The sequence below is a fragment of the Pedobacter psychrodurus genome, from assembly GCF_032678585.1.
Taxonomy (GTDB): Bacteria; Bacteroidota; Bacteroidia; order Sphingobacteriales; family Sphingobacteriaceae; genus Pedobacter; species Pedobacter psychrodurus_A.
In genome coordinates, this window is sequence record NZ_JAVTSN010000004.1 from 20546 (window position 1) to 41570 (window position 21025).

Sequence of the window (21025 nt, forward strand, 5' to 3'; positions counted from 1 at the left end):
TGCCGGTTAGGTATTCTGCTGCTTGGCCAGCATAGAAGCAATGCGCTATCGAAGCTGCAAACAAAATAATTCCTATTTTGCATCTTGTAAATCATGAAATACCTAAAAAATTAATGACTATAGTAATTGTTTTAATTTGTATTGCGCTATTGATTGTGATGATCTCTGTTTTTAAGGTCAATGCATTTCTGGCTTTTTTGATCGTTTCGGTACTTACAGGTGTGGCCCTGGGCCTTCCGTTTCCAAAAATTGCCGGAGCGGTTGAAAAAGGGATCGGTGATGTTTTGGGATCACTGGTCATTATCATTACCACAGGCGCCATGCTGGGTAAACTGGTTGCAGAGAGCGGCGCTGCACAAAAAATTGCCCAAGTAATGATGCATATTTTTGGTGCTAAACATATCCAATGGGCCATGGTGATCACTGGTTTTGTGATTGGGATTCCCCTGTACTATGGAATTGGTTTTGTACTCATGGTGCCGCTAATTTTTTCTGTGGTGTACCGCTATAAATTACCCGCTCTGTATATTGGTTTGCCTATGCTTGCAGCGCTGTCGGTTACCCATGGATTTTTACCTCCGCATCCATCGCCATCCGCTTTAGTGGTACAGTTTAAGGCCAATATGGGGCTTACCCTGTTCTACGGAATGCTTGTAGCCATACCGGCAATCGTAATTGGAGGGCCACTTTTTGGCAAAACTTTAAAAAAGATCCCTTCTACGCCTATGGCTTCCTTTGTTGCAAATGAATTACCAGAAAATGAGTTGCCTGGAACATTTATCAGTCTTTTTACCGCGCTTTTGCCGGTAATTTTGTTAGGACTGGCTTCTTTTCTTCCTTTATTTTTAGATCCCGAATCTTCCATTATTCAGGTAGTTACATTTTTGGGGCATCCTTCTATCGTGATGCTGATTGTTTTAATATTGGCCAGTTATTTTCTCGGCCTCTCGAGAGGCAAAAAAATGGATTATCTTTCGGGTATTTTTAGTGATGCCTTAAAAGATATCGCGCTGATTTTATTCATTATTGCAGGATCTGGCGCATTAAAGCAGATTTTGACCGAAAGCGGTGTGAGTAAAGAAATTGCCATCTATTTACAAGGATTGGCCGTTGAACCCTTATTTTTGGCCTGGTTGATTGCCGCCCTGATCCGTTTTTGTGTAGGTTCGGCAACTGTGGCAGGTTTAACCACCGCAGGCATTATTGCGCCGCTCATGGTGGCCACCCACACCGACCCAAACCTGATGGTTTTGGCTGTTGGGGCCGGGAGTTTAATGTTTTCGCATGTAAACGATGCCGGATTTTGGATGTTTAAAGAGTATTTCAATTTAAGCCTTAAAGATACTTTTCGTTCCTGGGCATTAATGGAATCGATTGTTGGTACAGCAGGCCTTGCCGGCGTACTTTTACTTAAAATAATAATATCATAATATGGAAAATTTATCTGCAGATGCACGCTTTGAGAAACTTGGTTTAAACTTACCACCGGCACCAGCACCGCTGGGTGTTTATAAACCTTACCTTATTGACGGAAAATACCTTTACCTGAGCGGACACGGTCCGGTGAGAGATAATAAATTATTGATTATCGGTCGTATAGGCGCTGATATGGATCAGGAAGAAGGCAAACTTGCTGCGCGGCAGGTAGGGTTAACCATGTTATCGACCATCAAAACCAATTTAGGAAGCCTGGATAAAATTAAAAGGGTAATTAAGGTTTTGGGAATGGTGAACTGTACGCCAGATTTTGAAAAACATCCATTCATCATTAATGGATGCAGCGAACTTTTTGCCGAAGTTTGGGGCAGCGAAAACGGGATCGGCGTGAGAAGTGCCGTAGGATTTGGATCACTACCCGATAATATCCCTGTAGAAATTGAAGCCTTATTTGAGCTGTATTAAAACTTTTGGCCATGATAGAAAAGCAATGGTACCATTTAGACAATCCCGGTTCAATTGAATCGCCTGGTTTAATCTTTTACGAAGACCGGATCAAGGCGAACATTCAGCTATTGATCTCGATGATCGATGATAAAAGCCGTTTGCGTCCGCATGTTAAAACGCATAAATCTACTGAGCTAACCAAACTCATGATGGATATAGGTATCTCGAAATTTAAATGTGCCACCATTGCCGAAGCAGAAATGCTTGGCGAGTGCGGAGCGGCTGATATTTTACTTGCTTATCAACCCATTGGCCCAAATTTATATCGTTTGATCACACTTCAGCAAAAATATCCATTGAGCAGGTATAGCTGTTTGATCGATAATGAAAACACCGCGCAGTTGTTGGCTAAACTTTCTAGAAACAGTGGAATAAAAAGCGATGTGTTTATTGATGTAAATGTGGGGATGGACCGTACCGGGATTCTTCCTGAAAATGTTTTGGATCTGTACTGTAAGGTTGTTGAAATGGATGGCGTAATGCTTAAAGGACTGCATGCCTATGATGGTCATATCCACGATCACGCTTTTGCGGTCCGTATTGAAAAAGCTAATGTCATTATTGATGTGCTAAATTACCTGGGTGCTGAAATCCAGACCCGGTTTAATCATGTACCCATCATTGTGGCTGGCGGAACGCCAACTTTTACGGTTTACAACACTCAGACTGATTTCGATTGCAGTCCGGGCACTTTTGCACTTTGGGATAAAGGCTATCAGGATGCTTTTGAGGAACAGAAATTTCTTACCGCTGCATTGGTGGTATCGCGGGTCGTTTCTCTACCCAAAAGCAATCTGATCTGTTGCGATCTGGGACATAAAGCGGTAGCCGCAGAAAAACCACTTGATAAAAGGGTGGTATTTTTAAATGCTCCGGAACTTATTGCGGTTAGTCAAAGCGAAGAACATCTGGTATTGGATGCCGGAGAAAATCACCCTTATCAAATTGGCGATCTGCTTTATGGCCTACCTTATCACATTTGTCCAACCGTAGCCTTACACGAATATGCCATTTCCGTTTCTTCAGCCCGTGCTGATCAGATCTGGAAGATCAGTTCAAGAAAAAGAAAAATAACGATATAATTGATATGTTTACGATAGATGCCCATCTCGATTTAAGTATGAATGCGCTGGAATGGAACCGTGATTTAACACGGCCGCTAGCTGAAATAAACGGGCGTGAACAGGGATTGTCAGACAAACCTGACCGTGGCAGAGCAACGGTTTCTCTGCCCGAACTGCGTAAGAGTAATATTGGCCTGGTGGTGGCTACGCAAATTGCCCGCTTTGTAGCACCAGAAAATCCATTACCTGGATGGCACTCTCCCGAGCAGGCCTGGGCACAAACGCAGGGTCAATTGGCCTGGTATAAAGCAATGGAGGATCGCGGCGAAATGACTCAGGTTAACGATCTGGCAAGTTTAGAACAACACCTCACTTTGTGGAAAGATGATTCTCCAAATGAAAAGAAACGGATCGGCTATATTTTAAGTTTAGAGGGGGCCGATTCTATCGTACATGTTGATTATTTGCAACAAGCTTATGAAAGTGGTTTGAGGGCTATAGGGCCAGCACACTATGGTCCGGGCCGATACGCTCAGGGAACAGACGCGACTGGTAAATTACGCCCTGGAGCCTACGAGCTGCTTGCCGAAATAGAAAGACTTAATATTATCCTTGATGCCACGCATTTATGTGACGATAGTTTTTGGGATGCGCTCGGTCATTTTAATGGCCATATATGGGCATCGCATAATAATTGCAGGGCATTGGTGAACCATAACCGGCAGTTTAGTGATGAGCAGATTAAGGCATTAATTGCGCGTGGTGCTGTAATTGGTGCTGCATTGGATGCCTGGATGATGGTTCCCAACTGGAAGAGGGGAATTTCTACTCCCAAAGAAATGAACTGTAACCTGGAAGTGATGATCGACCATATCGATCACATCTGCCAGCTTGCGGGCAATGCCAACCACGTTGGTATCGGTTCTGATCTGGATGGCGCATTTGGAAGGGAGCAGTGTCCTTATGATCTGGAAAGCATTGCCGACCTGGATAAAGTTCCTCATCTTTTCGAAAAACGTGGTTACAGTAAAACGGATATCGAAAATTTAATGCATGGCAACTGGATCAGGTTTTTAAGAAAAGCCTGGGCTTGAAGCATCAAACTAACCTGTAATGAAATGTAAAGCTGTCTTTGATTTAGTGTAGATACACCCCGCCCTTCGGACAGCCTTCTGGAAAAGGGGAATAAACAATGACCGGGAATTGCTCAACTCTTAAATTCCCGGTCATGATCATTCATATTTTACTGCAATAATCTCCATTCGCTAAATTGAAGATCTGTACTTCCATTGTTCGAGGTGATAAACAGTTTATAATATTTATAAGCAGTGGTATTGCTGATCAGTATTTTCTTGGTCTGTCTTCTGAGATCGAAAGTTTGGTTGCTGCGGATATCCAGTTGGGTAAAGTTTACATTATCGTTTGATCCCATCAGTTTCCACCCTTTTGGATCGCGGTCAGGGGCATCGTTACCTGCGGTAATGGTGTATCCTTTAACAACCTGACTGGTTGGGAAAGTGAGCTGTGTCCAAAAAGTGGTCGGATAACTTCCTAAAAAGAATTTGGTATTGTAATAACTGTCGGTAAGTTTCGAAGAGCCCTCGGCAGCTGAAGCGCCACCAGCGTTTTCATTGCTCACACTTAGGGCAGCCTGAGCAGTAATATCTTTCAGATAGCTTACATTTGGAAAAGCTGTTTTGGCTGTGTTCAGTTGGGTAGTCCAATTATTGCCCTGTTCATCCAGGGTTCCAAAAGCGCTTAAAGCAAGCGGTTTAAGGTCGATGCCGGTTGCACCACTCCAGAAGTGTATAAATTCGCCATAGTTCATCGATCTTGAAAAGCGTACGATATTACCCTGGCCATTGTTTACAGTTTCTTTTGGGAAATATTGAGCCAATAAACTAAAATATTTGTTTAAGGAACTGGCATCGCCTTGTTGGCTGTAAATAGGGAAGAACCAATCTCTAAACCAATAAGTTTGGGCGCGCGGATAACTTTCTGCGCCATTGGCCACCAGGTTATACCAGCGCTGAACATCAGCAGGGCGGTTAAGACCAATGTAAACATCATAGATGTATATTTCCATCCATTTACTGTCGTGCCAGATACCAAATGCAGGCGAATTGAGTACATTTCTTGATGCACCTTCAACAATATGGCCAACCTCGTGCGTGGTGAGATCGAGATCGTTTCCAGTGCCCGATAACCAGGCAGTCGAGCTGGAAGAACCTACGTCGATTACGTTTCTATAATCGTGGCTGGCATCCATATAGGTACTGGGGTGGCCGCCGCTATATTTTCCGGTGTGGAATATTGCCCATAAGCGGGAGTCGGAGCCAAAAGATCCATATTTGTTTTTGGTATAGTTCCAAACCTGCGCCAGGTAGGTATTTGGCCAGGTTACGGTGCTGCTTACATCATTATCATGATAAACCACAATACTGGTGTCGTGATAAAAACGCTGTAATACCTGTACATGATCGAACCAATGTTCCTGCCAGGTGAGGGGAGGCTCTGCGAGTAAAGTGTTGTTTGTAACGGAAACAGGACTTTTAGAAAGTTGCTCGGCATCTTCCGGTGCAGCCTTTTTGCAAGAAAGGCTGAGGAAGATTAAGAGGCCTGGAATGAGGATTAATCTGTTTTTCATAATGGGTTTTTATATTTAGGTTGAGTTGATTGCTCAGATATGCTTTGGCTGTCCCCCTTTTCATCTTTTCGGCCGTTGTTGTGATAAAGTTCTGTTTCTGATATAAATAAAACGTTTTAGTAATTGTGCTAAAAATATATCCATTCGGTGATGGATTTATATATTAAGTTAATGCTTTAAAATAAAAGAGATGCGTTTGTAATTTAAATATTACAAAACTGTATTCGTGTTTTTGATGCTTTTTGTGTTAGTAATTACCTGTATGGTGTAATTATCCATCATTATGATCGGTTTATGCATTTCTCTTATAGCCTATAGATGATAGCTTTATATCACCAAATTATAAACCAACTGTGATGAGTGCTGCTTCTTTGATATTCAATGAGTTGGATGCTGTATCATCAGATTATCGATAAACCTATATAGATCTGAATATATATTAATTAACCCTTAAACAACCAAACCATGTTAAAAAAATCACTACTCTTATTGTTATTGCTTATTAATGTTTCGGTAGCGCTAAATGCAAAGGACGGAACACTGAAACCAAAGAACTCTTTTTACAGTTGTACTTTAACCCAAAACAATTTTAATCTCTCACTTACCTATGGCCCAACTTCTTTTAGTTTAACGAATGTAAATTACGCGGCAAACTATTCAAGCAATCCATATTCTCAAGGGCAATGGGAGGTAGGTGTGGTAATCGGTTCGATCAGCTGTCATCCATCCACCTATATTTATGGCAGAAGAACACAGTTAGATGGCCGTGTGATGGAGACCGGAATTACCGCTTCAGGTTATGTAGTGATCAAGTGGGTTTCTGGCCCGCCAATGCCAACAAGCAGTGCGCCTTATTATGCCGTAGATATGTCGAACGTAAACATTTCGAGCACTGGAGGTTAGACAATCGGATCATATTGATCAAAATTTCCCCTTGATCTTATATGGGTATAGTGCAATAAACCGCTTTTGGCTTAAACACCAAAAGCGGTTTCTATTTTAATGCGACAGCAGGGGGAGGATGGGACTAAAATAGTTCATCATTTTATCTGTTTTTATTTGTAATCTATATAATCTATAGATTTTGTATATATTTGCTTTCAGAATACTTATACTCATGGCTGTGGTGGTGTAAATTGCAATAAGAGCTCATGATTGCGCTAGTAATTTGAAGCTAAGCAATCTTTAATAAGCATGGGGTGATGCCACAACTGATTAATATAATATAAAACATTTTGAACAATTTATCATCATTTACTGATCACGAGCTTGTTGTTTTACTGGGTAGAAGTGATTATGCCGGTTTTGCGGAAATTTTTGACCGTTACCATCATTTGCTGCTTAACCATGCTTATAACAAGCTTCGAAATAAGGAAGAGGCGAACGGGGTGATACAGGATGTTTTTATTAAACTCTGGCATTTGCGGGGTGAGGTGGATATCCAGGATCTTTCCGGTCATCTGTATGCCATGGTTAGGGATGGTATATTTTCTTTGTTTTATCAAAAGCAGGCTGATATTGGTTATGATAAAGCATCGGATTATTTTAGAAGCGATGGTGTACTTTCGGATCAGTTCTTAAAGGGAAAAAGGCAACTTAATGAAATTGTCGATAGTTAATTTATAGTATCAATAGGAGGTTCAATCCTAGTCAAGTCTGAGCAAATGAACTTTTATTTTCTTTCAAAATATAATTCCATCGCTGCTAAAGCCCTGATTCAGCGCGGATGTAACAATATTAATAGTTAGTCTATGGATTTTGTAGATTAAATATTTATCGATATGTTTGCTGATCATGAATGCAACAATAACTCCCAGAACCTCTTCTATCTCTGATATTAATCATAAACGCATTGTTTTGAAAATTTATATCTACGGGAATATGTGCTGTTGTTGATTTTGATTTCCCCCGTAACCATAGGCCAAAACCTATTGCGTATTAAAAACTAACCACCAATTCCCTACAATATGTATTGAAATCCTTATATAAAAAAGAACCGGCAAGGAAGCCTCGCCGGTTATCATGGAATATCAGTTCTGTAACGCCAATCACGCACTGATACCCACTCCAGTCTTATCAAATGAATTGAATCATTAATATAAAACCCGTTAAATATGGAAATATTTCTCCATAAGAAAAAACCGTTCTTATTGGTCAGCCTCGTTTTGCTCCTCAGCGTGCTAACCGTGCCCCTTAAAATTTTTGCCCAGGTTGAGCCGCCGCCATTGATTAATTCGAAATTGGCAGGTGTAGTAATCGACTCCCTAACCAAACAGCCATTGCCCGGAGTGGTAGTCCGCATTAAAGGTGTTACCCACGTTGTTTCTACCGATGGTGATGGGAAATTTGTTTTTGTAACTGGCCAGAAATTACCTTATACCTTAATCCTTTCTTCAGTAGGTTACGAGACTAAAGAAATCGTGGTGAGCACAAGTCCCACTACCATCAGGTTAAAAGAACTCAATAGTCAGTTAAACGATGTGGTTGTTGTAGGTTATGGTACCCAGACCAGAAAATCGTTAACAGGTTCGGTTTCTACCATAGCGGTAGATGAAGTTAGGGCTAAGCCAACCGCTACCTTTGCAGAACAGCTGCAGGGTAAAGCCCCAGGCTTGCAGGTAAGCACTTCTACAGGCGTTCCGGGTGATGGGATGTTTATCCGGATCCGTGGTACAACATCAATCAATGCAAGTAACGATCCTTTATATGTGATTGATGGTGTTTATGTAAACAGCGGCTCGCTACAAAAACTGACCACGCAGGGACAGGCCAATAACCCCTTGTCTGATATCAGTCCTGATGATATTGAAAGCGTAACCGTTCTAAAAGATGCCGATGCAACGGCCATTTACGGTGCACGTGCAGCCAACGGGGTAATTTTGATCACCACCAAACGCGGTAAATACAATACAGCACCAAAAGTTAGTTTAAGTGCTTATGTCGGTGTGGCAAAAGCACCTAAATTATGGGATCTGGTAACAGGGCCACAACATGCCGAACTTGTTAATGAATTTTATAGAAACTCCAATGCTGATGCCATTGCAATTGCCGCAGCAAATGGAACAGCTCCTGCTACCACCTATCAATTTCAACCATTCCGCGCACTTTCGGATAATCCAACCGCCACTCCTGCCGCGCGGGGTTTACCTCAAGATCAGAATACCTATGATCGGTTGAATAAGGCTTTTCGTACCGGACTGCTGCAAAACTACGATCTTTCTGTTTCAGGAGGTAACGATAAAACGACCTATTATATCGGTGGTGGTTTAAACAAACAGGAAGCTACCCTTAAAACGAACGACTTTAGAAGAGGAAGTTTTAAACTCAACCTCGACCAGAAAATCAATGATTATGTAAAAATAGGAACCAGCAATATCCTTACCCAAACCTACCGTACCAATGCGCGGGTAGGCGATGGGCCACAGGGAGGAATACTGCAATCGGCCCTACATACGCCAACTTATCTGCCAGAGGTAAATGCCGATGGAACACCGGGCAAGTGGGCAGGTTTTGATAACCTTGATGTACTACTGAACAATACCAATATGAACAGTACCAGCAACAGGCTGATCAGCAATTTATATGGTGAAGTAAATATTACAAAAGATTTGACTTTTAAAACCAGTTGGAGTGTTGATTATAACCAATACAACGAATTCCAGTATTGGAACAGTTTAACCAACCTGGGCATTGCAAACAAAAACCTCGGTAGCTCAAGTGTAAGCAATAATACCATCTGGACCAATGAGCAGACTTTAAACTATAATCATGTTACTGGCAAGCATACTTTTGGTGCTTTGGTAGGTAATTCATTACAGGGATCAGTGTCCAATCAAACACTGGCGCAGGGTACCAATTTCCCGAACGATTCGTTCCAGCAGATTGCCTCTGCGGCTAACACAACTTCATCCGCAACTGAATCAAAATATACACTGTCTTCATTTTTTGCCCGTGTAAATTATAACTATGGTGGAAAATATTATGCTGTTTTTAGTGTAAGGGCCGATGGTTCTTCACGTTTCGGTGCCAACCACCAATGGGGATATTTCCCTTCAGCAGGTTTGGCATGGCGTGTTAAACAGGAAAATTTCCTGAAAGATGTTGCTGTGATTTCAGACTTAAAACTCCGTGGAAGTATCGGCGTAACGGGAAACCAGAACGGGATCAACGATTTTGCCTCGCGTGGATTATGGGGCGCTGGGGCTAATTATCAGAACAATCCTGGAACCATACCTTCACAATTGGCCAACCCTGATCTGAAATGGGAAAGTACCCGCCAGGCGAACATTGGTTTCGATTTAAGTTTCTTTAAAGACCGGTTGACTTTAAGTGGTGATATCTACGATAAATACACCAGCAACCTGTTGCTCAACCTGCCATTGGCTTCGAGCAAAGGTTTTTCATCCATCTTAACCAATGCAGGCGAAATGAGCAACAAAGGATTGGAGCTTAATATCAGCAGTATCAACTTGGATGGTGCTTTTAAATGGAGCAGCAATTTCAATATTTCGCGCAATATCAATAAAATAGAGAAACTGCCTACACCAGTTGTGGCAGCTTATGCTGCTGAACGTATGGTGCAGGGCTTATCGATGTATACGTTTTATGTGTATAATCAACTTTATGTTGATCCGCAGACTGGAAATGCAGTTTACGAAGATGCGGATCATAATGGCGTAATCAATGCAAACGATATTGTGCCGGTAGGAAATGCATTACCGAAATTTAACGGTGGTTTAACCAATAACCTGAGTTATAAAGGTTTCGATTTATCGGTATTCTTCAATTTTGTGTATGGCAACAAGGTGTATAACAACAACAACTATTTCCTTGAAGGTGGCGGTACCCGCGATGCCAACAGGGCAATGGATGTTTACCAGTTAGACCGTTGGCAGAAACCCGGCGATATCACCAATATGCCAAGACTTACCGCTTACGGACAGAACTACACGTTAAGCCCCACCAGTCGCAACATTGAAGACGGATCTTTCCTTCGCCTCAGCAATGTAACCCTGGGTTATAACCTGCCAAAAGAATTTATTAAAAAAGCAAGAATGGCTTCGGTAAGGATATATGCAAGTGGCTCAAACCTTTGGTTGTGGACGAAATATAAAGGTCCGGATCCAGAGATCAATGTGTCTTCGTCGGCCACCGTATTGGGTTACGATTTAGGTACACCACCAGTGCCACGTACCTTCCAGATAGGTGCAAACATTACTTTTTAAACCGAATAATCAATCATGAAAAAAGTTATTTACATATTCGCAGTCATAATCCTGTTCACTTCCTGCAAAAAATTTCTGGAGGTAGAGCCCCAGTTGCAGGTAGACCAGGATCAGGCGATCATCAATGCAGGCACGGCAACTACCGCCGTAAATGGTTTATTTAACCTTTTGGCGGCTAATAGTTATTATGGGTCGAATTTTCCGGCACTTTCCTATTTATCTGCCGGAGATATCCAATGGTCGGGCTCGCAGTCTGATCCAAACGAGATTACCAAACACCTTACTTCTGCGACTAACGGTTATGTACAATCGGCATGGACCGCCATCTACAAAACCATATCTCAATCGAATTATATTATTGATAAGGTACCAACTGTGAGTGATCCGCTGTTAACCACAGCACTAAAAAACCAATACCTGGGTGAAGCTTATTTTGTACGTGCATTGGCTTACTTCGATCTTGCCCGTGGTTGGGGAGGTGTACAGTTGATCTTAAAACCGACCTACACTTCATCAGATAACAGTGATATTCCACGTAGTAGCCTGGCGGATACTTATGCGCAGGTATTAAAAGATTTAAACTTAGCTGAAACTTTGGTTCCTACTGCGGTAAGCCGCAACAGGGTAAGCTTAAGGACAGTACAGGCACTTAAAGCCAGGTTTTACCTGTATCAAAAAAACTGGGCACTGGCTGAGCAATTCGCCACATCAGTGATTGGTGATAATGGCAATTATTCGCTTGTGGCGCCATATAGTGCTTTTTTTGTAAATAATGCTGTCGCTACCAACGAGTCGGTATTGGAACTGGCTTATACTACATCGAATACCAACGGACACAGCAACTGGTGGTTGCCGCCTGCTTTGGGTGGCCGAAGAGAATGGTCGCCAAATGATGCCTTGGTAAGCCTATTGAATAATCCTGCTATTGGCGGTAATCGCAATAGCCTGATAGCACGAACCGCGCCCCCGGGTAACTTATGGTATGGCAAATTATATTACCGCAATCCGTTGGGTACAGATCCGGCTTATGTAATCCGCATCGCTGAGTTATACCTTATCCGTTCAGAAGCCCGGGCACAACAGGGCAACCTAACCGGTGCAAACAGTGCACAAAGTGATTTAAACGCGGTGCGTAGCCGTGCAGGTCTTGATGCAACTACCGCAGCTACTTTAAGTGATATTTTATTGGCACTCGAAAAAGAACGTCAGGTAGAATTCCCTTTCGAAGCCGACCGTTGGTTTAACCTTGTGCGCACAGACCGTGCGCAGACTGTGCTGGCATTGCCCGATAAACACCTTTATTTATTCCCGATTCCTTATAACGAAACACTGGTTGATCCGCAACTGGCAGGAGCTAACCGTAACCCTGGTTATTAAAATATTGATCATGAAAAAACTAAATATTTTTCTTTTGGCCTTAACTGCACTCGGTTATTCGGCCTTTGCCCAATCATCACCCATTACCGTAAAAAAATCTGATACCAGGCATGGCCCCGAAAAAGGCAGTCTGTTGATTATCGGTGGGAATGTGGGTTCGCAACGCGATATCTGGGAGAAATTTACCGAACTGGCAGGTGGTAAGGATAAAGCCGTACTGGTAGTGGTTACCACTGCATCAGGCGATTCAGCTGCATTTGATAAAAAAGGAGTTGAAGAGGTGAAACGTCAAACCGGAATTAAAAACGTAACACTTTTCCATACCAGCGATTTTAAGGAAGCCAATAGCGAAAAATTTATCGCACCCTTAAAAAATGCGACTGCAGTTTATTTTGAAGGAGGCCGTCAATGGCGCATTGCCGATTCTTACCTCAACACCCTTACCCATCAGGCTTTTATTGATGTGCTGAACAGGGGTGGGGTAATTGCAGGCAGTTCGGCCGGGGCAAGTATTATCGGTTCCTTTTTATGGCGGGGCGATACCAAAGGAGCACAGATTTTGGTCGGCGATCATACACAAGGGTTGGGTTTTCTTAAAAATTCGGCCATCGATCAGCATTTATTGGTGCGTAACCGCCAGTTCGATCTGGTCGATTTTATCCGTAAAGCGCCCGATTTAATTGGCATTGGTTTGAATGAAGCAACAGCCATTCTGGTACAGCGTGATACGTTGCAGGTGCTCGGACATTCTTTTGTGGCCATTTACGATTATAATACCATCACCAATAGTGGCGAAAAACACGTGGTGAATAACCGGGAGGATTTTACAGCATCGAACGGGCCATTTTTCTTTTTGAGTGCAGGTCAGAAATATGACCTCGCAAAAAGGCAGGTGATCAAAGAAGTTCACAAACCCGCAAATGCTGCTGCCAAGGCCGATGACGATCACTAATCTTAAAAAATAAAGCAATGAGTAACACGAACATACCATCTCCACCTGTATGGACTGATCGGGAAAAGCTGATATTCAGGTTCTTTTTCCTCTTTTTTATCCTTCAGGCCATTCCCTTGAGTGTTGATTTTTTTAAAACGGTTTTTGGCTTTAACTGGCTGCACATCAGTTACGGCGATATTTTTAACCTTAGCCGCCTTTCAGCCAAGTTTATTCCAGGTCCAGATAGTTTGGTGAATTGGATCATTGTTGCCATAATTGCATTAATCGGTGCCGTTGCCTGGGAACGATCGAAATATAAAAATATAGATTACGACCGTTTTTATTACTGGTTAAGGGTTGTGGTGCGTTACCGTTTGGCCATTGGCATTATCGGATACGGGTTCATTAAATTTTTTCCCTTGCAGGCACCCTTTCCATCCATCAGTAATTTAAATACCAGTTATGGCGATTTTACCGACTGGAAAATATTTTCGATGAGTCTGGGTATCGTGCCATCATACGAAGCATTTTTGGGAGCGATAGAAATCCTTGCAGGCTTATTGTTGTTCATCCGGAAAACAGCCACTATAGGTGCTGCAATTATCCTGGTATTTACCGGAAACGTATTTATATCCAACCTGGCGTATGAAGGTGGTGAATATGTATATGCTACCTACCTAATCATTTTTGCTCTTTTCGTGATCTGGTTCGACGCACAGCGGATCTACAACTTAGTATCGCTTGAGCGGCCGACAGAGCCCAATAGGTTTAAGCCAAGCTTTACAGGTAAAGGCAAATCGCTGCGCCTGGCGCTTAAGTCACTAATCATTTTCTTTTTTGTTTTCCTATATGGATTTAAAACCTATTCGGGCTTTCATCACGATCCTTACCAATTTCCCCATGCCAAAGGTCTGCCAAAGGCTGCAGGAATTTACAATGTAAGCGAATTCCGGATCAATGGGCATGTATTGCCTTATGCGGCAGTAAATACGCTGCGCTGGAAAGATGTGGTGTTTGAAAAATGGGCTACCATCAGTATCCGTTCAGATCGCCCGGTAATTGTGGATTCGGCAAATTACGAACAGGTATTCAAAAACGATAAAGACCGCGATTATGAACTGGCTGGTACAGCGGGAAGACATTATTACAGTTATACGATCGATTCAGTTAACCATGTACTGTTTTTAAACAACAAAAGCCCCCACTATAAAGGTGAGCGGTTGCGGTTAAAATACGAACGGCCTGATAGTGTTACGGTGATCCTTTCAGGTACCGATCAGCACCTCGATTCTGTTCATGTGGTACTGAATAAAATCGATAAAAAATATCCATTAAAGCTTAGCCGCCGCAAAGCACTTAAACTATAAAAAAGCTTAATGTTATGTCTGAAATAAAACAACAGGAGATAGAAAAGGGATTAACATATCAGCAAATCTGGGCTAAAAAGCCCTGGTCGTGGCAAAAGAAGTTTGGCTTCCGGGTGCTGTTTATCTTTTTCCTGGCCATGTCTATCCCATTTTCGGCCAATTGGTATAAAAATGTTTTTACCCTCGATTGGTCGCGGCCGCATTACCGCGATTTGTACGATATCGCCCGTTTCCAGCCCAGCTTTTTATCACTTTTTGGCGGCCAACGCTCACGTGATATTACCGATTCGCCATCGGGTGATGAAAATGTAAAGAAAAACGGGCCTAAAAAAACTAAAGCAGAAAATGGTGCATTAAAAGAGAATGAAGCGCAAAATGATGCAGTTTTGCCTCCAAAAAGGAGTTTTCTTGCCGATTATGTAGATTGGGGTATAGCCCTTGTATTTGCATTAGTTGGTGCATTAATCTGGACCGTTATAGACCGTAAAAGTAAATCTTATCATATCCTCTATTACTGGATCAGGGTGGTGGTGCGTTACCGTGCCGGGATCGGGATTATTGGTTTTGGTTTTACCAAACTTTTCCCAACGCAGATGCCTTATCCATCATTGGGATTGCTGAACAGTAATTTTGGCGATTTTACTGCACAAAAAATATACTGGCTCTCGGTAGGGGTAGTGCCCTGGTACCAGGTTTTTGGCGGGGTAGTGGAGATTGCCGCAGGTGTAATGCTTTTCTTCCGCAAAACAACCACTTTCGGCGCAATTCTATTGGCTGCGGCACTGGGCGATATTACCTTCGTAAATTATGCCTACGATGGTGGTGTGCACGTATATGCATTTTATTTTGTGATACTTGCGCTATTTCTTGCAGCAGACGATTTCCCTAAATTATACAACCTGTTAATTCTCGAACGTTATACGGTTCCGTTCAGAATTTACCCCGATTTTAGAAAACCATGGCTTAAATACAGCCGCATTACCTTAAAAGTGCTCATCTTTGTGATCTTTTTTGGTGTGCTCACCTATACCGAGGTAATCAATTTTAAGTACGATCCTTATAAACAGCCTGCAACCGCTGGCGTTAAAAAATTAAGGGGGAATTATCATGTAAGTGAGTTTAAAATCAATGGACAGGTTGTTCCTTTTAACCCGCTCGATTCGACCAGATGGCAGGAAGCCACGTTTGAAAACTGGACTACCCTGACTTTCAAAATCAACCGCCCGGTACTGATTGATCCATCAAATGGTGGCGGTAGCCCGATGCGTGATATTCAGCGTACTTTCGAGATCAGTGGCGTTGCAGGTGGTCAAAGGGCATTTCACTATTATGCCGATACCGTAGATAAAGTGCTTTACCTGCAGGATAAAAATGTAATGGCCCTAAGGGGTGCTCGTAAAGATGCCGGCCGTGCTAAGCCAGATCAGGGAAAAGAAGATCAGTGGATCAGCAAAACGGCATGGCAACATATCGGTGATGAAAATAAAATGATCGATAAGGCCGCATGGTCTACCAGACGTGACAGGGAATTTGAGGAAAAACCAAGGGAAGTAAAACGCCACCATATGGTACTGAAGTATGATACTACGGATGGCTCCAGGGTAATTCTTTCGGGAATTAACGAGCGTAAAGATTCTATTTATGTGGTGCTCGATCGTTACAACCGAAAATATGTACTGCCAAAAAGCACTTTGAGCGCAGGTAAATATTAAGATAATGAACAAAAAAACGGTAATCCTACTTGTGTGCCCTGTAATGCTGTTATTGATGTCGTTAAAAGCCGCATTTATACCGTCACAAGTGAAAAAGCCATTAACTGACAGCTTAAAGCGCCCGACTAAATTCGGTTTTGGCCGCCCAGCTACCGCTCAGGAAATCGCAGTTTGGGATATCGATGTCAGGCCAGATGGAAAAGGATTGCCAGTAGGGCAGGGAGACGTGAAAAAAGGCAAGCTGTTATATGCTCAAAAATGTGCGATGTGCCATGGCGATGATGGTAGGGAGAAACCTGGTGTAAAACTGCCCGGTGCAGCTTTGGTTGGCGATACCTCGGCTACCAGTAAAGCTAAAACTATCGGCAATTACTGGCCTTATGCCACCACCTTATTCGATTATATGCGGCGTGCAATGCCTTATAATCTGCCGGGTTCTTTAAGTAATAATGAGGTATACAGTTTAACCGCTTACCTGCTCAGTGCAAATAAAATTATTAAAGATGATGTGGTACTCGATGCCAAAAATCTATATAAGGTGGTCATGCCTGCGAAAAAACTGTTTATTATGGACAACCGTAAAGGAGGGCCTGAAATAAAGTAATGGAAAAGAACGATAGCAAAGATCAGAAAATAGCTACGGGTAAGATGAGCAGGCGTACTTTACTGGGTGGCGTAATTGCTGCTGCGGTTTTACCTATACAGTCGTTGTTTGCTGGTGAAATGCCGTCCGAAACAACTGTTCTTCCTGATATTACCGATGATCCGACTAAAATCGTAGGCCCCGGACCAAGTCCGCTGGGTAAACGTTCGCCATTTGAGCGACCGGTACGCAAACCTTCTGACATTTCCTCCCGTACTCCTTTGCAGGATTTGCACAGCACGATAACACCATCCGATCTTCATTTTGAACGGCACCATGCAGGCATTCCAACAATCGATCCGGTTAAACATGAGCTGCTGATCCATGGACTGGTCGAAAATCCGATGAAATTTACCCTAGCCGATATTAAAAGATTTCCATCGGTTACCCGTACCTGTTTTATTGAATGTGCCGGTAATTTCAGGACAGGCAAAGCCGAAATGACCCCACAAGATATTCTTGGGCTTACCAGTCAGAGTGAGTGGACAGGTGTAATGCTTTCGACCTTATTCAACGAAGTGGGCATCAGTGATAAAGCCAAATGGTTTTTGGCCGAAGGTTCGGATGCTGCGGTAATGACGCGCACCATTCCCATCGCTAAAGCATGGGATGATGCCATGATCGTTTATGCACAGAACGGTGAAGCCATACGGCCTGAACAGGGTTATCCCATCAGGTTACTTTTACCCGGTTTTGAAGGAAACATGAACATCAAATGGTTAAGGCGTATCGAACTTTCTGAGGAACCCTACATGACCAGGGAAGAAACCTCAAAATATACTTATCCTGTAAAAGATAAAATCAGAATGTTTAGCTTTGAGGTGGATGCCCGTTCCATTATCACCTATCCATCTTACCCTCAAAAAGTAAATAAAGGTTGGGTAGAAATCCGCGGAATAGCCTGGAGCGGTAGGGGAAAGGTAGAAAAAGTAGAGGTAAGCACCGATGCCGGGAAAACATGGCAACCGGCCAGGTTGCAAGAACCTGTGCTGAGCAAAGCACATACTTATTTTAGGCACCTTTGGGACTGGAACGGTGATGCAACGGAAATATTGAGTCGGGTTACCGACGAAACCGGCTATTTACAGCCAACCTTAACACAGTTGGCTGAAGCCCGCGGCGTAAATTTAGGAGGCTATCATATGAACCCCATTACGGCCTGGCAGATTAAAGATGACGGAACTGTTTTATTTAAACCGGAACCAATAAAATAACCAAATGAAATTAGAAAAGCGGGATTATGATGCAATAGTAATAGGATCGGGGCCAAATGGATTGGCTGCGGCTATCCTTTTGCAACAGCAGGGGCTTTCCGTTTTAATTATAGAAGGTAAAGATGTAATTGGCGGTGGGCTCAGCTCTGCCGAACTTACTTTGCCCGGCTTTACACACGATGTATGTTCTGCGGTCCATCCTATGGCACTGGCTTCACCGTTTTTTAGAACTTTGCCTTTGGCCGGGTTCGGACTGGAGTACCTGCAACCTGGTTTGGCCGCGGCACACCCCTTTGATGAGGGTACAGCCGCTATATTGGATCATGGTATTCAAAAAACAGCAGATTATTTAGGAAAGGATGCCAAAACCTATACTTCCCTAATGAAAAACATCACAGCCACCTGGCCATTGATTGATGAAGACGCATTAGGGCCTTTACATTTTCCCAAACACCCATTGGCCATGGCAGGCTTTGGCTTAAAAGCATTAAGCAGCGCCACAACTTTTGTTAAACGTTTTGCAGCAAAACCTGCCCGTGGACTTTTTGCCGGTATGGCTGCACATGCCATACAACCTTTAAGCAATCTGAGTACCACCGCCATTGGTTTGGTATTGATGGCTGCCGGGCACCTTAAAGGCTGGCCAATACCCAAAGGCGGTTCCAAGTCTATTGCAAATGCGCTGGCTGATTATTTTAAATCGCTGGGCGGAAAAATCCAAACCGGAACTTTTGTTACATCTTTAGATCAATTGCCCTCTACCCATGCCGTGCTTTTTGATGTTACCCCAAAACAATTATTGCAGATTGCAGGGCATAAATTTTCCAATATTTACAAATGGCAGCTCGAACGTTACCGTTATGGTATGGGCGTTTTCAAGGTAGATTGGGCATTGGATGGTCCGATTCCATTTACAGCTCAAGAATGTAAAGGCGCAGGTACCATACATTTGGGCAATACTTTTGAAGAAATAGCTGAAGGAGAACTGAAAACCAGTAAAGGGCAGCAAGCTGAAAAACCTTTTGTGCTGCTGGCACAACAGAGCCTTTTCGATCCTTCGCGTGCACCTGAAGGAAAACAGACGGCCTGGGCTTATTGCCACGTGCCAAATGGATCAACGCAGGATATGACTGCCATTATCGAAAATCAGGTAGAGCGTTTTGCCCCTGGATTTAGAGACAGGATACTTGCCAAACACACCATGAATACCGAACAGATGGAAGCACATAACCGCAATTATATAGGTGGCGATATTAACGGTGGGATATTAGACCTTGGTCAATTGTTTACCAGGCCGGCTTTAAGATGGTCGCCTTATAAAACTTCAGCCAAAGGATTGTATATCTGTTCATCTTCCACACCCCCTGGTGGCGGTGTACACGGCATGTGCGGCTACCATGCAGGTAAAAGAGTATTAAAAGATATTTTTAACATCAAATTAGATAACCACAAATAAACACTATGTCAACACAAAACAATGCTTCAGGAACTACGGGAGCTTTAACAGATGCCGGAATAACACCCGACAAAAAAACATTTTTACAATCGCTTACCGAAGATTGGTGGGCGGTAATTTTAGGAACAATTATTATTGCAACGGTACTTTATTTAACCAATAATGGTACGACGATTAGTTTGCCAGCTTTTAAATGGGCCACTACCGATGATTTATTGGGTAAAATATTATCAGGGCAAAACCTGTTGCTGATTGTGGAAACTGGTGCGGTTTTTCTTGTACTTGCTTCCATTGCGATTGCACTATCGGGTGGCAATGTAGCCAGATTTGCTGCAGGTTTTACCCTCATCTACTTTTTGGCTATCCTCTCTTTTATTATTGGTGGCAACAAAAACGTATCTTATTTCGGTTTGGAATATGTGGTGTTTGCGCTGCTGATCGGTATCCTGTTGGGTAACCTGGTAAAATTGCCTAACTGGTTAAAAGAAGCTGTAAGATCTGAATTTTATATCAAAACAGGTTTGGTGATTTTAGGAACCACCATTTTATCGGCCGATTTAATTAAAGCGGGTTTACCCGGTATTGTGCAGGCCATTATTGTGGTTACGGCCGTTTGGTTTTTCTCGCTATGGCTAAGCCGTAAATTAAAAGTTGATGACGAATTTGGTGTAATATTGGCTTCAGCGGTATCCATCTGCGGTGTATCGGCCGCAATTGTTGCAGCGGGTGCCATTAATGGCGATAAACGCAAGTTATCGTATGTAACCACGTTGGTATTAATTATGGCGATACCGATGATGATTATCCAGCCTTGGGCCGTACGGTATTTTCATATTCCCGAGGTAATTGGTGGCGCATGGTTGGGCGGAACTTTAGATACCACCGCTACCGTTACTGCGGCAGGTGATCTGGTTGGACCGATTGCCGTTAAAGCTGGCGTTATCGCGAAATTCTCACAGAATGTTTTTATTGGTGTTGCTGCATTTTTTATTGCGATCTGGTGGGCTTACAAAAAACCAAAAAGTGCAGATGGTGAGGTTTTGGTTAAAGCTGAAAGTCCCGGGCTTAAAATTGTATGGGAGCGTTTTCCGAAATTTGTTTTGGGTTTTGTTGCCGCATCGCTAATATTCTCCTTCCTGTTATCACCTGCGACGGCAAAAAGTGTGGCGCCAACTTTGAACGGTTTACGCACCGTATGGTTTGCTATCGCATTTATTTCAATTGGTATGGAAGCTAAATTTTCATCACTGGTGAAATTACAGGGCGGCAGACCGGCATTTACCTTTGTAACTGCTCAGATCTTTAACATTTTCTGGACACTACTTTGGTCGTATATCTTATTTGGGGGGCATATATTCCCGATACCTGATTTTAAGTAGGATTAAAGCATCACAGGAGCTTTAATTACAATAGCGCTTCGGACCAACCGGAGCGCTATTTTT

At 42.9% G+C, this 21025-nt stretch carries 16 protein-coding genes; 15 read left to right on the plus strand and 1 reads right to left on the minus strand.

Annotation, left to right across the window (positions count from 1 at the left end):
- The first annotated feature begins 113 nt into the window (after window positions 1–113).
- From R2S57_RS03680 to R2S57_RS03695, 4 genes are read left to right on the plus strand one after another with little or no spacing between them, the layout of a single operon-like run.
- Complete coding sequence (locus R2S57_RS03680; protein WP_316843757.1) at window positions 114–1430, plus strand: gluconate:H+ symporter; 1317 nt, start codon at window positions 114–116, stop codon at window positions 1428–1430.
- Window position 1431: 1 nt separating this feature from the next.
- A complete protein-coding gene (locus R2S57_RS03685) occupies window positions 1432–1902 on the plus strand; it encodes a RidA family protein (RefSeq protein WP_316843758.1) in 471 nt (156 codons plus the stop codon).
- Between the two features lie 11 nt (window positions 1903–1913).
- Window positions 1914–3026: a D-TA family PLP-dependent enzyme gene (locus tag R2S57_RS03690; RefSeq protein ID WP_316843759.1), complete on the plus strand. Its 1113-nt coding sequence runs from the start codon at window positions 1914–1916 to the stop codon at window positions 3024–3026.
- Window positions 3027–3031: 5 nt separating this feature from the next.
- Entirely contained in the window at window positions 3032–4102 is a 1071-nt protein-coding gene (locus R2S57_RS03695; RefSeq protein ID WP_316843760.1) for a dipeptidase, read from the plus strand.
- Window positions 4103–4251: 149 nt separating this feature from the next.
- Here the strand turns inward: R2S57_RS03695 and R2S57_RS03700 are convergent, their stop codons facing one another.
- Window positions 4252–5655: a hypothetical protein gene (locus tag R2S57_RS03700; protein WP_316843761.1), complete on the minus strand. Its 1404-nt coding sequence runs from the start codon at window positions 5653–5655 to the stop codon at window positions 4252–4254.
- A 465-nt stretch (window positions 5656–6120) separates the two neighbouring features.
- Between R2S57_RS03700 and R2S57_RS03705 the strand changes: the two genes are divergently transcribed.
- The 11 genes from R2S57_RS03705 to R2S57_RS03755 all read left to right on the plus strand — a co-directional run bounded on the left by R2S57_RS03705 (window position 6121) and on the right by R2S57_RS03755 (window position 20962).
- A complete protein-coding gene (locus tag R2S57_RS03705) occupies window positions 6121–6558 on the plus strand; it encodes a hypothetical protein (protein WP_316843762.1) in 438 nt (145 codons plus the stop codon).
- 332 nt (window positions 6559–6890) lie between these two features.
- Entirely contained in the window at window positions 6891–7274 is a 384-nt protein-coding gene (locus R2S57_RS03710) for an RNA polymerase sigma factor (protein ID WP_316843763.1), read from the plus strand.
- A gap of 495 nt (window positions 7275–7769) precedes the next feature.
- Window positions 7770–10880 (plus strand): TonB-dependent receptor, encoded by a 3111-nt coding sequence (locus R2S57_RS03715; protein WP_316843764.1) that lies wholly within the window; start codon window positions 7770–7772, stop codon window positions 10878–10880.
- 15 nt (window positions 10881–10895) lie between these two features.
- The gene (locus R2S57_RS03720; RefSeq protein ID WP_316843765.1) at window positions 10896–12257 is read left to right on the plus strand and encodes a RagB/SusD family nutrient uptake outer membrane protein; all 1362 of its coding nucleotides are present in this window, start codon (window positions 10896–10898) and stop codon (window positions 12255–12257) included.
- A gap of 10 nt (window positions 12258–12267) precedes the next feature.
- Window positions 12268–13209: a cyanophycinase gene (locus R2S57_RS03725; protein ID WP_316843766.1), complete on the plus strand. Its 942-nt coding sequence runs from the start codon at window positions 12268–12270 to the stop codon at window positions 13207–13209.
- Window positions 13210–13226: 17 nt separating this feature from the next.
- Window positions 13227–14558, plus strand: coding sequence for a DoxX family protein (locus R2S57_RS03730; protein ID WP_316843767.1), 1332 nt, complete (start codon window positions 13227–13229; stop codon window positions 14556–14558).
- A gap of 14 nt (window positions 14559–14572) precedes the next feature.
- Complete coding sequence (locus tag R2S57_RS03735) at window positions 14573–16270, plus strand: hypothetical protein (protein WP_316843768.1); 1698 nt, start codon at window positions 14573–14575, stop codon at window positions 16268–16270.
- A gap of 4 nt (window positions 16271–16274) precedes the next feature.
- Window positions 16275–16874, plus strand: coding sequence for a cytochrome c (locus R2S57_RS03740; RefSeq protein ID WP_316843769.1), 600 nt, complete (start codon window positions 16275–16277; stop codon window positions 16872–16874).
- Window positions 16874–18127: a sulfite dehydrogenase gene (soxC, locus tag R2S57_RS03745; RefSeq protein WP_316843770.1), complete on the plus strand. Its 1254-nt coding sequence runs from the start codon at window positions 16874–16876 to the stop codon at window positions 18125–18127. Before R2S57_RS03740 ends, soxC begins: the two co-directional genes overlap by 1 nt.
- A gap of 4 nt (window positions 18128–18131) precedes the next feature.
- Complete coding sequence (locus tag R2S57_RS03750) at window positions 18132–19583, plus strand: NAD(P)/FAD-dependent oxidoreductase (RefSeq protein ID WP_316843771.1); 1452 nt, start codon at window positions 18132–18134, stop codon at window positions 19581–19583.
- A 5-nt stretch (window positions 19584–19588) separates the two neighbouring features.
- Window positions 19589–20962, plus strand: a complete 1374-nt coding sequence (locus tag R2S57_RS03755; RefSeq protein ID WP_316843772.1) for a YeiH family protein — start codon at window positions 19589–19591, stop codon at window positions 20960–20962.
- Window positions 20963–21025 lie beyond the last annotated feature (63 nt).

Excerpts from the sequence above, each read along its gene's own strand:
- R2S57_RS03680 (WP_316843757.1), top strand. The coding sequence starts at position 114 with ATGACTATAGTAATTGTTTTAATTTGTATTGCGCTATTGATTGTGATG.
- R2S57_RS03685 (WP_316843758.1), top strand. The coding sequence starts at position 1,432 with ATGGAAAATTTATCTGCAGATGCACGCTTTGAGAAACTTGGTTTAAAC.
- R2S57_RS03690 (WP_316843759.1), top strand. The coding sequence starts at position 1,914 with ATGATAGAAAAGCAATGGTACCATTTAGACAATCCCGGTTCAATTGAA.
- R2S57_RS03695 (WP_316843760.1), top strand. The coding sequence starts at position 3,032 with ATGTTTACGATAGATGCCCATCTCGATTTAAGTATGAATGCGCTGGAA.
- R2S57_RS03700 (WP_316843761.1), bottom strand. The coding sequence starts at position 5,655 with ATGAAAAACAGATTAATCCTCATTCCAGGCCTCTTAATCTTCCTCAGC.
- R2S57_RS03705 (WP_316843762.1), top strand. The coding sequence starts at position 6,121 with ATGTTAAAAAAATCACTACTCTTATTGTTATTGCTTATTAATGTTTCG.
- R2S57_RS03715 (WP_316843764.1), top strand. The coding sequence starts at position 7,770 with ATGGAAATATTTCTCCATAAGAAAAAACCGTTCTTATTGGTCAGCCTC.
- R2S57_RS03720 (WP_316843765.1), top strand. The coding sequence starts at position 10,896 with ATGAAAAAAGTTATTTACATATTCGCAGTCATAATCCTGTTCACTTCC.
- R2S57_RS03725 (WP_316843766.1), top strand. The coding sequence starts at position 12,268 with ATGAAAAAACTAAATATTTTTCTTTTGGCCTTAACTGCACTCGGTTAT.
- R2S57_RS03730 (WP_316843767.1), top strand. The coding sequence starts at position 13,227 with ATGAGTAACACGAACATACCATCTCCACCTGTATGGACTGATCGGGAA.
- R2S57_RS03735 (WP_316843768.1), top strand. The coding sequence starts at position 14,573 with ATGTCTGAAATAAAACAACAGGAGATAGAAAAGGGATTAACATATCAG.
- R2S57_RS03740 (WP_316843769.1), top strand. The coding sequence starts at position 16,275 with ATGAACAAAAAAACGGTAATCCTACTTGTGTGCCCTGTAATGCTGTTA.
- soxC (WP_316843770.1), top strand. The coding sequence starts at position 16,874 with ATGGAAAAGAACGATAGCAAAGATCAGAAAATAGCTACGGGTAAGATG.
- R2S57_RS03750 (WP_316843771.1), top strand. The coding sequence starts at position 18,132 with ATGAAATTAGAAAAGCGGGATTATGATGCAATAGTAATAGGATCGGGG.
- R2S57_RS03755 (WP_316843772.1), top strand. The coding sequence starts at position 19,589 with ATGTCAACACAAAACAATGCTTCAGGAACTACGGGAGCTTTAACAGAT.